General features: G+C 60.4%; 14 protein-coding genes. 7 read left to right on the top strand and 7 right to left on the bottom strand.

The features are described 5' to 3' along the window. Positions 1-68 precede the first annotated feature (68 nt). The 3 genes from AGR7B_RS17470 to AGR7B_RS17460 all read right to left on the bottom strand — a co-directional run bounded on the left by AGR7B_RS17470 (position 69) and on the right by AGR7B_RS17460 (position 2,247). Positions 69-1,022, bottom strand: coding sequence for an acetyl-CoA carboxylase carboxyltransferase subunit alpha (locus AGR7B_RS17470; RefSeq protein ID WP_080857453.1), 954 nt, complete (start codon positions 1,020-1,022; stop codon positions 69-71). Between the two features lie 62 nt (positions 1,023-1,084). After that, complete coding sequence (xerD, locus tag AGR7B_RS17465) at positions 1,085-2,077, bottom strand: site-specific tyrosine recombinase XerD (RefSeq protein ID WP_080857452.1); 993 nt, start codon at positions 2,075-2,077, stop codon at positions 1,085-1,087. Then, positions 2,074-2,247, bottom strand: a complete 174-nt coding sequence (locus AGR7B_RS17460) for a hypothetical protein (protein WP_035239639.1) — start codon at positions 2,245-2,247, stop codon at positions 2,074-2,076. The genes xerD and AGR7B_RS17460 overlap by 4 nt, the downstream gene beginning before the upstream one ends. 188 nt (positions 2,248-2,435) lie before the next feature. Between AGR7B_RS17460 and AGR7B_RS17450 the strand changes: the two genes are divergently transcribed. Both AGR7B_RS17450 and aroB read left to right on the top strand, forming a co-directional pair. After that, the gene (locus AGR7B_RS17450; protein ID WP_080857450.1) at positions 2,436-3,017 is read left to right on the top strand and encodes a shikimate kinase; all 582 of its coding nucleotides are present in this window, start codon (positions 2,436-2,438) and stop codon (positions 3,015-3,017) included. Positions 3,018-3,022: 5 nt separating this feature from the next. After that, positions 3,023-4,156: a 3-dehydroquinate synthase gene (gene aroB / locus AGR7B_RS17445; RefSeq protein ID WP_080857449.1), complete on the top strand. Its 1,134-nt coding sequence runs from the start codon at positions 3,023-3,025 to the stop codon at positions 4,154-4,156. A 224-nt stretch (positions 4,157-4,380) separates the two neighbouring features. Here the strand turns inward: aroB and AGR7B_RS17440 are convergent, their stop codons facing one another. Further along, entirely contained in the window at positions 4,381-4,662 is a 282-nt protein-coding gene (locus tag AGR7B_RS17440; protein WP_065656776.1) for a BolA family protein, read from the bottom strand. 114 nt (positions 4,663-4,776) lie between these two features. Here AGR7B_RS17440 and AGR7B_RS17435 point away from each other — a divergent pair, with 114 nt between their 5' ends. From AGR7B_RS17435 to AGR7B_RS17420, 4 genes are all read left to right on the top strand, one after another. Further along, on the top strand, positions 4,777-5,412 hold the full coding sequence (locus AGR7B_RS17435) for a J domain-containing protein (protein ID WP_059755848.1): 636 nt from the start codon (positions 4,777-4,779) through the stop codon (positions 5,410-5,412). A gap of 68 nt (positions 5,413-5,480) precedes the next feature. Then, the gene (gene cobS, locus AGR7B_RS17430; protein ID WP_004445672.1) at positions 5,481-6,470 is read left to right on the top strand and encodes a cobaltochelatase subunit CobS; all 990 of its coding nucleotides are present in this window, start codon (positions 5,481-5,483) and stop codon (positions 6,468-6,470) included. A gap of 107 nt (positions 6,471-6,577) precedes the next feature. After that, on the top strand, positions 6,578-8,482 hold the full coding sequence (cobT, locus tag AGR7B_RS17425; RefSeq protein ID WP_080857448.1) for a cobaltochelatase subunit CobT: 1,905 nt from the start codon (positions 6,578-6,580) through the stop codon (positions 8,480-8,482). A 37-nt stretch (positions 8,483-8,519) separates the two neighbouring features. Next, complete coding sequence (locus AGR7B_RS17420) at positions 8,520-9,497, top strand: esterase-like activity of phytase family protein (RefSeq protein ID WP_162934248.1); 978 nt, start codon at positions 8,520-8,522, stop codon at positions 9,495-9,497. 2 nt (positions 9,498-9,499) lie between these two features. Here the strand turns inward: AGR7B_RS17420 and AGR7B_RS17415 are convergent, their stop codons facing one another. The 3 genes from AGR7B_RS17415 to rpmB all read right to left on the bottom strand — a co-directional run bounded on the left by AGR7B_RS17415 (position 9,500) and on the right by rpmB (position 11,027). Continuing rightward, positions 9,500-9,838 (bottom strand): pentapeptide repeat-containing protein, encoded by a 339-nt coding sequence (locus AGR7B_RS17415; protein ID WP_080857446.1) that lies wholly within the window; start codon positions 9,836-9,838, stop codon positions 9,500-9,502. Between the two features lie 90 nt (positions 9,839-9,928). Further along, positions 9,929-10,573, bottom strand: a complete 645-nt coding sequence (locus AGR7B_RS17410) for a queuosine precursor transporter (RefSeq protein ID WP_080857445.1) — start codon at positions 10,571-10,573, stop codon at positions 9,929-9,931. A gap of 163 nt (positions 10,574-10,736) precedes the next feature. Beyond that, positions 10,737-11,027 carry a 50S ribosomal protein L28 gene (gene rpmB, locus AGR7B_RS17405; protein ID WP_003509888.1) on the bottom strand — a complete coding sequence of 97 codons (291 nt, stop codon included), beginning with the start codon at positions 11,025-11,027 and terminating at the stop codon, positions 10,737-10,739. Positions 11,028-11,279: 252 nt separating this feature from the next. On the opposite strand from rpmB, the gene AGR7B_RS17400 reads away from it, so the two are divergent. Further along, positions 11,280-12,053 carry a DUF3108 domain-containing protein gene (locus AGR7B_RS17400; protein ID WP_003523301.1) on the top strand — a complete coding sequence of 258 codons (774 nt, stop codon included), beginning with the start codon at positions 11,280-11,282 and terminating at the stop codon, positions 12,051-12,053. Position 12,054: the final 1 nt, after the last annotated feature.

Here is a 12,054-nt window from a genome sequence, read left to right as displayed (position 1 = left end):
GATACATCTTTTGATGTGACCGGACTATGGCCGAGTTGGGGCAATATTCAAGGAAAATAAGGCCGGCGTTAGAGATTCCGGCCAATATCCAGGAACTTCTGGCGGCGTTCAGCGCGCAGCTGTGTGCCGGAACGCTGGGAGAGATCGGCCAGCGCCTTGGCGATGACATCGCCGGTCGCACCGATCACGGTTTCTGGAGCACGGTGTGCGCCGCCGATCGGCTCCGGAATGATTCCGTCGATGACGCCGAGCGCCTTCAGATCTTCCGAGGTGATCTTCATGTTGGTTGCGGCTTCCTTGGCGCGGGTCGAATCGCGCCAGAGAATGGAGGCGGCGCCTTCCGGCGAGATCACCGAATAGATCGCATGTTCGAGCATATAGACGCGGTTGCCGGTGGCGATCGCGATTGCGCCGCCCGAGCCGCCTTCGCCGATGACGACGGAGACGATCGGCACCTTGACGTTGAGGCACATTTCCGTCGAGCGGGCGATGGCTTCGGCCTGGCCGCGCTCTTCCGCGCCGACGCCGGGATAGGCGCCTGCCGTATCGATGAGGGTGATCACCGGCAGCGAGAAACGGTCGGCCAGTTCCAGCACGCGGATCGCCTTGCGGTAACCTTCCGGGCGCGGGCTGCCGAAATTATGCTTCAGGCGACTTTTGGTGTCGTTGCCCTTTTCCTGGCCGATGATGGCGACGGGCTGACCGTTGAAACGGCCGAGGCCTGCCTGAATGGCGGCGTCTTCGGCAAACTTGCGGTCGCCGGCCAGCGGCGTGAAATCGGTGAACAGCGCCTTGGCGTAATCGACGAAATGCGGACGCTGCGGATGGCGCGCGACCTGCGTTTTCTGCCAGGCGTTGAGCTTGGAATAGATGTCCTGCATCGCGTCGTTGACGCGCGATTCCAGACGGTTGATCTCCTCCGAGGTGTCTATGCTCTCGTCTTCATCGGCAAGCTTCTTCAGCTCGATGATCTTGCCCTCAAGGTCCGAGATAGGTTTTTCGAAGTCGAGATAATTGTGCATGAGATCCGTTTCCGATCGTTTTGCGCAAGGTTTGACCGGATTATCCGGCGGTTCCGGTCGCTCTAATCAAGGTTTTTGCCCTGTTTGGCAAGGGGGTGATGTGTTTGTACCAGCTCTTGCAAGCGTTCTTCCAGCACATGTGTATAGATTTGTGTCGTGGAAATGTCGGAATGGCCGAGCAGTTCCTGCACCGCGCGCAAATCCGCGCCGTTCTGCAGAAGGTGGCTGGCAAAGGCGTGGCGCAGCACATGCGGCGATATCGCAGACGGGGTCAGGCCCGCACGGATGGCGATGTCCTTGAGGTCGCGGGCAAAGACCTGGCGGGGCAGGTGGCCTTCCTTGCTGCGCGAAGGGAACAGCCACGGGCTTTCCGGTGTCTCCGGTTTTTTCTGCGAAGCGGCCGCCCTGCTTTTCTCCGATGCGAGCGCCTTTCTGGCAGCCTCGTATTTTTCCATCGCCTCGATGGCGGCGCGGGAAAGAAGAACCATGCGGTCCTTGTTGCCCTTGCCGCGTATCATCAGGAAGCGGCCTTCCTGACGCAGCACCTTGACCGGCAGCGAGACAAGCTCACTGACACGCATGCCGGTGGCATAAAGCAGTTCGAGCAGCAGATGCATGCGGATGCGGGCAAGCTGACCAGGACCGGATGTGGCGGCTTCCTGCGCGGCAAGGCTAAGAAGCCGGTTCACATCGGCGACGCTCATCGTTTTCGGTAAGGCGAGACCTTTTCTCGGCGCATCGATGATGCCGGTCGGGTCGTCGCCGCGCAGTCCTTCCGAATAGAGAAAACGATAGAATTGCCGCATGGTGGAAAGACGTCGCGCCTGTGAGGTTGCGGCAAAACCCTGTGCGGAAAGATGGGTCAGATAGGCGGAAAGGTCGGGCGTCTGCGCTTCCGTCAGGGTCTGGCCGCGACGGCCGAGAAATTCGCGCAGGTCAGCAAGGTCGCGCTCATAGGAAGAGAGCGTGTTGGGGGCAGCCCCGCGTTCGGCGCTCATCATTTCCAGAAAACTTTCCAGCCGCGCGCCGTCGCGCCCTCCTGCCGGTCCGCTCATGGGGTGCGCCTTGCCGGTTCGGTAGACGGCGGGTTCAGCCGCTCGGAAGGGATGCGTACCGTCACTTCGCGGTCGCGCGGTTTGACGACCATGACGAGCAGCACCATGCCGCCATAGATCAGCCCCGCGATGGTCGCCAGTATCATCGTGAAGCGGAAGAGGGTGGGCATGGCGGCTCCGTGCAGGTGGCGGTCGAAACGTATATGCGGTGCGGCGAAAGCGGCGACAAGATCAAAATGCCCGCTCCGCTCCATGCCGCATGCGGCGATGATTGTGATTCACCGCAATTCAGTCAGCAATTTGGCTTGACGCTTCGTAAACATTTGCAGATATCCATGCCAAACGGGCTTTCAAATCTATGAATGAAACGAATTTATCCGTCCCGGCCACACTCGGGGAGCAAGCGCGGGCAAAGCTCGGACGGCGCAACATCGTCTTCGTCGGGCTGATGGGGGCTGGAAAGTCGGCGGTGGGCCGCATGGTAGCCCAGCAGCTCAGGGTTCCGTTCATCGATACGGATGTCGAAATCGAGCGCGTTTCGCGCATGACGATATCGGAACTTTTCGCCACCTATGGCGAGGAAGAATTCCGGGCGCTGGAAACGCGGGTCATCAAGCGGCTGCTGCGCGGCGGCCCCAAGGTCATCTCCACCGGCGGCGGCGCCTTCATCAACGACAATACCCGCCGGCACATCACGCGCGGCGGCATTTCATTGTGGCTGAAGGCCGATCTCGAGGTGTTGTGGGAGAGGGTCAACAAGCGCGACCACCGCCCGCTTCTCAAGACCGAAAACCCCAAAGCCACGCTGGCGGCCCTGATGGAGAAGCGCTATCCGATCTATGCGGAAGCGGATCTGACCATCGAATCCCGCGATGTCCGCAAGGAAATCATCGTGACAGAAGTGCTGGCCGCCATAGCCGGCACCGAACAGAAAGACTGATCCCCATGACGCCTTCCGAAATCCACGCCGATGAACGTCTCGTGCATGTGCCGCTCGGCGAGCGCGCCTATGACATTCTGATCGGACCGGGCCTCATCGGCCGGGCGGGCGGCGAAATTTCGGCGCGGATGAAGGGTCGGCGCGCGGCCATCATCACCGATGAACATGTCGCGCCGCTCTATCTCGAAGGCCTGATGGACGGGCTGCAGACCGACGGCATCGAGGCGGTTTCGCTGACCCTGCCGGCCGGCGAAAAGACCAAGAGCTTCGAGCATCTGGTCACCGTCTGCGATGCGGTTCTGGCAGCAAGGGTGGAGCGTAACGATGCGGTGATCGCGCTCGGCGGCGGCGTGATCGGCGATCTCGCCGGTTTCGCAGCTGGCATCGTGCGCCGTGGCGTGCGCTTCGTGCAGATACCGACCTCGCTTCTGGCGCAGGTCGATTCCTCTGTCGGCGGGAAGACGGGCATCAACAGCCGCCATGGCAAGAACCTCGTCGGCGTGTTCCACCAGCCCGATCTGGTGCTGGCGGATACGGCCGTGCTCGATACGCTGAGCCCGCGGGAATTCCGCGCCGGTTATGCCGAAGTGGTGAAGTACGGGCTGATCGACAAGCCGGATTTCTTCTTCTGGCTGGAAAAGAACTGGGATGAAATCCGCACCGGCGGCCCCGCCCGCATTCAGGCGATTGCGACCAGCTGCCAGGCGAAAGCCGATGTGGTGGTAGCCGACGAGAAAGAAAACGGCGTGCGCGCCCTTCTGAACCTCGGCCATACATTCGGCCATGCGCTGGAGGCGGCGACCAATTACGATAGCAAGCGGCTGGTGCATGGCGAAGGCGTCGCCATCGGCATGGTGCTGGCGCACCAGTTCTCCGCCCGCCTCAACCTCGCAAGCCCGGACGATGCCGCCCGCGTCGAAGCGCATCTGAAGGCCGTCGGCCTGCCGACGACGATGAAGGATATTCCCGGCGAGTTGCCGCCGGTGGAAACGCTGATGGCGGCAATCGCGCAGGACAAGAAGGTGAAGGGCGGCAAGCTCACCTTCATCCTCACCCACGGCATCGGCCAGTCCTTCGTGGCCGATGATGTTGCGGCGTCCGAGGTGCAGTCCTTCCTGTCGGAAAAACATCCGGGGTGAGATGTTGAGCGATACGGTGAGGGCGCCCCCTCATCGCCTCGCTTCGCTCCGGCACTTCTCCCCGGCGGGGAGAAGAACAAGCCATGATGGCAATGCCATACGAGACAGCGTTGGTTCAGCTTAGATTGAGGTCAGAGCTTTGAGCACGGTGCTGCCGCCCGGTTTCTTCTCCCCGCCGGGGAGAAGGTGGCCCGCAGGGCCGGATGAGGGGGCTTGCTCGAGGTTTAAAACCGCACCGCTTCCCCCGGCGCCGCCGCCTCAATCGCCAGTGCATGCAGGCCGGCATCGAGTTCCGGCTTCAAAAGCGCGTTGATCGCCCGGTGGCGCTCGACGCGAGACTTGCCGGAAAAGCTTTCCGACACTATCTGAACACGCATATGCGTCTCGCCCGTGCCGGTCATATCCGGCTGGTGGCCGGCATGCATCAGGCTTTCATCGACGACCCTCAGGCGCTCCGGTGAAAAGCTTTCCCGAAGCTTCGTTTCTATGCGTTCTCGCAGGGACATGCGACGGGCTCCATTCTCGTTGGCTGGTCTTGAAGGGGGCTACCTAAAAGCCAGCAACATTCCGCTTTGTCAATTCTTGTTGTGCGGCTTTTCGCACCCCATAATCAGGGCATCATGAAACTGGATTCGAAATATTTCGATCGCATCCGCACGCGCCGGAAAAGGGAGAGGGAACCTGAGGTTCAGGCCCCGACCTGCCAGTGGGACGGATGCGACAAGCCGGGTATTCACCGGGCACCTGTCGGCCGCAATGCCGAGGGGCAATTCTTCCTGTTCTGTTTTGAGCATGTGAAGGAATACAACAAGGGCTATAATTATTTTTCAGGCCTGTCCGACAGCGAGATCGCCCGTTACCAGAAGGAAGCGATCACCGGCCATCGCCCCACCTGGACGGTGGGCGTCAACAAGACGGCGCGCGACAGCCCGCTGCACTCTACGCTGCGTTCCGGCACGGCGAGCGGGAACGCCCGTATCCGCGATCCTTTCGGCTTCGCCGGCGGTTTTGCGGGCGGCGCAAGGGCAGGCGGCACCCGCATGCAGCAGGATCGCAAATTGAAGACGCTGGAGGCAAAAGCCTTCGATACGCTCGGTCTTTCTTCCACCGCAAAGCAGGAAGACATAAAAAGGCGCTACAAGGAGCTTGTCAAAAAGCACCATCCTGATGCTAATGGTGGCGATCGTGGTTCGGAAGAGCGTTTTCGGGCTGTTGTTCAAGCATATCAATTGTTAAAGCAGTCAGGTTTCTGCTAAGCCAACTTATGTGTTTACCGCCTGATTGATGATGTGGCCGGGTGGCTGCCGCCCGCCTTGGAGACGTGATGAGCAAAATCGACCTTGATATTTCCAACCTGCCCGACACGACGGTGTCCGTGCGGGAGGTTTTCGGCATTGATACGGATCTGCGGGTTCCCGCCTATTCCCAGGGCGACGCCTATGTGCCTGACCTTGATCCCGACTATCTTTTCGATCGCGACACGACGCTTGCGATCCTTGCCGGTTTTGCTCACAACCGACGTGTCATGGTCTCCGGTTTCCACGGCACGGGTAAATCCACCCATATCGAGCAGGTGGCCGCCCGCCTGAACTGGCCCTGCGTGCGCGTCAACCTCGACAGCCATGTCAGCCGTATCGACCTCGTCGGCAAGGACGCCATCGTTCTGAAAGACGGCAAACAGGTCACCGAATTCAAGGACGGCATTCTGCCCTGGGCCTACCAGCACAATGTGGCGCTCGTTTTCGACGAATATGATGCCGGCCGCCCGGACGTGATGTTCGTCATCCAGCGCGTGCTGGAATCCTCCGGCCGCCTGACCCTGCTCGACCAGAGCCGCGTCATCCGTCCTCACCCGGCTTTCCGCATTTTCGCAACCGCCAACACCATCGGCCTTGGCGATACGACCGGCCTTTACCACGGCACGCAGCAGATCAACCAGGCGCAGATGGACCGCTGGTCCATCGTCACCACGCTCAACTACCTGCCGCATGAGCAGGAAGTGAACATCATCGCCGCCAAGGTGAAGAGCTTCGACAATCCGAAGGGCCGTGAAACCGTCTCCAAGATGGTACGCGTGGCCGATCTCACCCGTTCGGCTTTCATCAATGGCGATCTTTCCACGGTCATGAGCCCGCGTACCGTCATCACCTGGGCGGAAAATGCGGAAATCTTCGGCGATCTCGCCTTTGCCTTCCGCGTAACCTTCCTCAACAAGTGTGACGAGCTGGAGCGCACGCTGGTGGCTGAGCAATATCAGCGGGCTTTCGGCGTCGAGCTGAAGGAAAGCGCTGCGAACATCGTTCTCAGCGCCTGATAGTCCCCGGCTTGTCCGGGGAAGATCACCGATGACTTGAAGACGCCGGTGGGGCGCGCGATCTTCCGATCGCGTGCCGCAGGCGCCGACAAATGACAGGAAAGACAATGGCAGCGCGCGGCGACAATTCCAGAGCAAAACCGGGTACGGCGGTTGATACGGAGCCGTTGCGTCAGGCGATTGCCGGATGTGTGCGATCCGTCGCTGGCGACGCCGAAGTCGAAGTCGTTTTCGCCAATGAACGGCCGGGTCTTGCCGGTGAGCGCATGCGCCTGCCGGAAATTTCCAAGAAGCCGACCGCGCAGGAAATCGCCATCACGCGTGGCCTCGGTGATTCCATGGCGCTGCGTCTTGCCTGCCATGATGCCGATACCCACGCTGTGATGTCGCCGCAGGGCGCCGAAGCGCGGCTGATCTTCGATGCTGTCGAACAGGCGCGCGTGGAATCCATCGGCGCGCTGCGCATGCCGGGCATGGCCTCCAACATCCATGCCATGAACACGGAAAAATACGCCAAGGCCAATTTCGCCGGCATCAACAACAAGGACGATGCGCCGCTTGCAGAGGCTGTTGCGCTGCTGGTGCGCGAGAAGCTGACGGGTGAGAAGCCGCCGGAAAGCGCCGGCAAGGTTGTCGATCTGTGGCGCGATTTCATCGAGGACAAGGCGGCCGGCGACCTCAAGGATCTCTCCAGCGTCATCACCGACCAGAAGGCGTTTTCGCGGCTGGTGCGCAAGATGCTGACCTCCATGCAGATGGCGGAAGATTTCGGCGACGAGGATAACGAGCCCGAGAGCCAGGAGGCGGAATCCAACGAGGACCAGCCGCGCACCAACGAGACCGAAGAAGAGCAGGTCGAGGAAGAAGCCGGTTCGGACGCGACGCCTGCCGATGAAAACGAGGCCTCGCAGGAGGAAATGGAAGAAGGCGAGATGGACGGCGCCGAGATGTCGGACGAGGAAATGTCCGACGATCTCGACGAGGATTCCGAAACGCCCGGCGAGACCCGCCGCCCCAACAGCCCCTTCGACGATTTCAACGAGAAGGTCGATTACCGCATCTTCACCCAGGAATTCGACGAGGAAATTCACGCCGAGGAACTGTGCGACGAGGCCGAGCTTGACCGTCTGCGCGCTTTCCTCGACAAGCAGCTCGCTCACCTTCAGGGCGCGGTCGGGCGCTTAGCGAACCGCCTGCAGCGCCGCCTGATGGCGCAGCAGAACCGTTCCTGGGATTTCGATCTGGAAGAGGGCTATCTCGATCCGGCCCGGCTCGTCAGGCTCATTATCGATCCCATGCAGCCGCTTTCCTTCAAGAAGGAGCGCGACACCAAGTTCCGCGATACCGTGGTTTCGCTGGTCATAGACAATTCCGGTTCGATGCGCGGCCGTCCCATTACCGTGGCTGCCACCTGCGCCGATATTCTGGCGCGCACGCTGGAGCGCTCGGGCGTGAAGGTCGAAATTCTGGGCTTCACCACCAAGGCGTGGAAGGGCGGGCAATCGCGCGAACAGTGGCTTGCCAATGGCAAGCCAGCGTCGCCCGGCCGTCTCAACGATCTGCGCCACATCATCTACAAGTCGGCGGACGCTCCGTGGCGGCGCGCGCGGCGCAATCTCGGCCTGATGATGCGCGAGGGCTTGCTGAAAGAAAATATCGACGGCGAAGCGCTGATGTGGGCGCATAATCGCCTGATCGGCCGCCCCGAGCAGCGCAAGATCATGATGATGATCTCGGATGGTGCGCCAGTGGACGATTCGACCCTGTCGGTCAATCCGGGCAATTATCTGGAGCGGCACCTGCGCGCCGTGATCGAGCAGATCGAAACGCGCTCGCCGGTGGAACTGCTGGCTATCGGTATCGGCCACGATGTGACGCGTTATTATCGCCGCGCCGTGACTATCGTGGATGCGGACGAGCTGGCCGGCGCGATGACGGAGCAGCTTGCGGCGCTCTTCGAGGATACGAGCGGCGCTTCCGGTTCGTCCCGCAGGGTTCGCCGTGCGGGATAAGCGGGGCCGGGCTTCTTCCGCCTGCAAAACGCTTGCGATGGCCGCCATTCTGGCGGCCGCATCGTTGTGTCCGGTTTCCATCGGCGCTTCCACCATCGATGTGCCGGTAAGCGTGCGCCTGCTTTCCTCTTTCGAGGTCGGCACCAGCGAAAAACGTTTCGGCAAGCTGGAATTTATCGGCGGCATGGTGATGAGCGCGCCGGAAAAGCTGTTCGGGGCGATATCCTCCATCCGTTTCCGCCCCAATGGGGAGGATTTCGTTGCGGTGCTCGATACCGGCCATTGGCTGACGGGCAGGGTCTTGCGTGACGCTCGCGGTGCTTTGTCCGGGCTTGCCGATGTCCGCATCACCCCCATGCTGGACATGAGCGGGCGCGAACCGCCGCGCAAGATGGAGATGGATGCGGAAGGGCTGGCGCTGCGCGACGGCAAGGTTTTTGTCAGTTACGAGCAGCGCCACAGGATCGATATCTATCCCGATCCGGGCTTCGCCACCGCAAAGCCGCTAGACCGCCTGCCATATCTCATCCCCAGCAACGAGTTGCGCCATAATGGCGGCCTGGAGGCGCTCGCGGTATCGCCCGCCGATTCGCCGCTCGCCGGCGCTCTGGTCGTGGTGGCTGAAAAAAGTATCGACACGGACGGCAATCTTCTCGCCGCCATACTGGAAGGTCCGCGCAAGGGCACATTCGCCGTCACGCATCATCCTTCATTCGACGTGACGGACGGCGCATTCCTGCCCAATGGCGACCTGCTGCTTCTTGAGCGCCGCTTCAATTTCGCCGAAGGCGTGGGCATGCGCATCCGTCGCATCCGTGGGGCCGATGTCCGGCCGGGCGCGGTGGTGGATGGCGAAATCCTCATGGAAGCCGGCATGGCCTACCAGATCGACAATATGGAAGGCATGGATGTGGTAAAGGGGCCGGACGGCTCGACGCGCCTCATCATCGTTTCCGATGACAATCACTCGTTCCTCCAGCGCAACCTGATGCTGGAATTCAAGCTGGTGGAATAAAATCAGGCCTGCTGCTGCTGTGCCGCCTCGTAGGCTGCCATCAGGTCCTCGACGGGAATGCCGTCGATCTTCATGCCGGTCATCCGGCATGAGGTTATCTGCGCACCGGACAGATTTGAGTTGCTCAGTTTCAGACCGGAAAAATTGACGTCATCGATCGACCAGCCGGACATGTTGTTATCCGTGAACGACGCACCCGACAAATTGATATTGTTGAAGCTCGCCCCGGAAAGATTGACGTTGTCGAAGACCGTGCCGGATAGATTGACGTCGTTGAAGGTTGAGCCTGAAAGCGTGGCGCTGGCGGCCTCCACGATGTCTATAACGTCCTTGATCTGCATGTCGACCTGCCTCCGCGCTGTGCAACGGACGACAGACTGCAATGCTGACGGCTGGCTTGCAAGCGCGATTTGATCCGCGCTTGCCTGGCCTCAAACGCGGCCCGTTTTGACGGCGCCCGGCATCGGCTTCAGCGTGTTCATCAGAGCGCCGTAGGGCAGGAGCATGACGAGGCCGACGAGAACCTTCACCGAGAGATCACCCAGCGCCCAGGAAATCCAACGGGGCGCTTCCACGGCGAAGACACCGAGAATGGGAGCGTTTTCGATGGCGAAGGCATCGTTGGGGCCGACGAAGGAGAAGCTTGCGGCAAAGGCGATGGAGAAGAACAGTGCGGTATCCAGCACCGATCCCAGCATGGAGCCAGCAAGCGGCGCGTGCCACCAGCGCTGGCGGCGCAGGCGGTTGAAAACGGAAATATCCAGCAACTGGCCGATCAGATAGGCGGTGCCGGAGGCGACCGCGATGCGCGGAATGGATGTCCAGAAGGACAGCGTGACCCCGACGACGAAGCCGGCAAGCACGACGCGGCGCGCGATGGAGGGGCCGAACTGGCGGTTGGTCAGGTCCGTGACGAGGAAGGCGATCGGATAGGTGAAGGCGCCCCAGGTCAGAAGGTCGCCGAGATTGACGCCGAACAACGAGCCGGAAAGCGGGTATTGCACCAAAATATTGGACGCGACGACCACCAGTGTCATCAGCAGGACATAGATAAGCGTAAAGCGCAGATAGGGCATTTTTTTATCCTGGGTGATGCCACCAGTTGGAGCCAAGCATCGGAGGAAAACATCTCAAACGGTTTTCGCAAAACCCGATGCAACTAAAATCTGGAACAAACAAAAGGCTTGAGCGGCAAAAGCCATTCAAGCCCTCTGAATATCGATGATGTCGAAACCGCTATTAAGCAGCTTCGGCCGTCTTCTTGGCGATCTGGCGGCGCAGGAGACGAGCGCGCATGCTCAGTTCGTTTTCGCCGGACTTCAGAAGGAAGGCATCGAGGCCGCCACGGTGTTCAACGGAGCGCAGAGCGGCTGCGGAAACACGCAGGCGGAAACGCTGGCCGAGAGCATCGGAGATCAACGTGACCTGGCAGAGGTTCGGAAGGAACCGGCGCTTGGTCTTGTTGTTGGCGTGGCTGACGTTGTTGCCCGTCTGGACGCCCTTGCCGGTCAATTCGCATACACGGGACATGGGTACACCTATTTCGTTTCGTCTGTTTCACCACTGGCTCGCCACCGGCAAAACCGGGGTGGCAATCCAACTGGCCATGATTGGAAAGTTGCGGTTCTATAGTCAGACGAGACTTAACAGTCAAGCCGCTCGCGATCAAATGAAAGGAAATTCCGGCGTTTTCAACCGGCATCCGCTTTTTTATTGCCACAAGTCAGCGTATATGATCGCCCGATAAGGCCGCTTCCGCGCCTCTTTTAAGGTGATATCGAAATGATTGCCAGAGGAAAAAGCATTTTCGTGGCCGCGACAATAGCGTTAACGGGCGTCTCCCCCTCGCTCGCCGCCGAAGCGCGCCACACAAGCGAATACAGCATCAATCTCGGCATTTTGCCGATTGCGAGGGCAAGTTTCTCGACTCGCATGGACGGACCGAATTATTCGATCTCCGGCTCCTTCAGCGCCGCCGGTCTTGCCAGCATCCTCAAGGATATTTCCGGCAAGACGACCGTTTCCGGCGCCAAGCGCGGCCACCGGCTGCAGGCCAACGAATATTCGCTGGTCTATAAGGACGGCAAGCGGGTGCGCACCTATGACGTCGTCTATCGCAACGGCAACGTCACATCGACGACGGTGAAGCCTGAGCCGAAAGCCCGGCCGGACAACTGGGTGGACGTGAAGGACCGCGACCTGCGCTCGGTTCTCGATCCGATCTCCGGCCTCATCATTCCCGCGGGCGGCCGCATCTGCCCGACTCGCCTGCCGATCTATGACGGCGAATCGCGACTCGATCTGGTTTTGAGCTCCAGTGGCACCAAGCCGTTCAAGACCAACGGCTTTAATGGCGACGCCATCGTCTGCAAGGCGCGGTATGTGCCGAAGTCGGGCTATCGGCAGGGGCGCAAGGACATCGAATATTTGAAATCCATCTCCATGGAGATCTGGTTCGCCAAGTCGAACAACATGGATGTCTATGCGCCTGTTTATGCGATCATTCCGACCCGGGTGGGGCAGGTCTATATTACCGCGACGAAATACGGTGGCTGAG

The organism is Agrobacterium deltaense RV3 (assembly GCF_900013505.1).
Taxonomy (GTDB): domain Bacteria; phylum Pseudomonadota; class Alphaproteobacteria; order Rhizobiales; family Rhizobiaceae; genus Agrobacterium; species Agrobacterium leguminum.
The sequence above is the reverse complement of the archived record's forward strand: the minus strand, read 5'-3'. Positions and strand labels throughout refer to the sequence as shown.

Excerpts from the sequence above, each read along its gene's own strand:
- AGR7B_RS17470 (WP_080857453.1), bottom strand. The coding sequence starts at position 1,022 with ATGCACAATTATCTCGACTTCGAAAAACCTATCTCGGACCTTGAGGGC.
- xerD (WP_080857452.1), bottom strand. The coding sequence starts at position 2,077 with ATGAGCGGACCGGCAGGAGGGCGCGACGGCGCGCGGCTGGAAAGTTTT.
- AGR7B_RS17460 (WP_035239639.1), bottom strand. The coding sequence starts at position 2,247 with ATGCCCACCCTCTTCCGCTTCACGATGATACTGGCGACCATCGCGGGG.
- AGR7B_RS17450 (WP_080857450.1), top strand. The coding sequence starts at position 2,436 with ATGAATGAAACGAATTTATCCGTCCCGGCCACACTCGGGGAGCAAGCG.
- aroB (WP_080857449.1), top strand. The coding sequence starts at position 3,023 with ATGACGCCTTCCGAAATCCACGCCGATGAACGTCTCGTGCATGTGCCG.
- AGR7B_RS17440 (WP_065656776.1), bottom strand. The coding sequence starts at position 4,662 with ATGTCCCTGCGAGAACGCATAGAAACGAAGCTTCGGGAAAGCTTTTCA.
- AGR7B_RS17435 (WP_059755848.1), top strand. The coding sequence starts at position 4,777 with ATGAAACTGGATTCGAAATATTTCGATCGCATCCGCACGCGCCGGAAA.
- cobS (WP_004445672.1), top strand. The coding sequence starts at position 5,481 with ATGAGCAAAATCGACCTTGATATTTCCAACCTGCCCGACACGACGGTG.
- cobT (WP_080857448.1), top strand. The coding sequence starts at position 6,578 with ATGGCAGCGCGCGGCGACAATTCCAGAGCAAAACCGGGTACGGCGGTT.
- AGR7B_RS17420 (WP_162934248.1), top strand. The coding sequence starts at position 8,520 with ATGGCCGCCATTCTGGCGGCCGCATCGTTGTGTCCGGTTTCCATCGGC.
- AGR7B_RS17415 (WP_080857446.1), bottom strand. The coding sequence starts at position 9,838 with ATGCAGATCAAGGACGTTATAGACATCGTGGAGGCCGCCAGCGCCACG.
- AGR7B_RS17410 (WP_080857445.1), bottom strand. The coding sequence starts at position 10,573 with ATGCCCTATCTGCGCTTTACGCTTATCTATGTCCTGCTGATGACACTG.
- rpmB (WP_003509888.1), bottom strand. The coding sequence starts at position 11,027 with ATGTCCCGTGTATGCGAATTGACCGGCAAGGGCGTCCAGACGGGCAAC.
- AGR7B_RS17400 (WP_003523301.1), top strand. The coding sequence starts at position 11,280 with ATGATTGCCAGAGGAAAAAGCATTTTCGTGGCCGCGACAATAGCGTTA.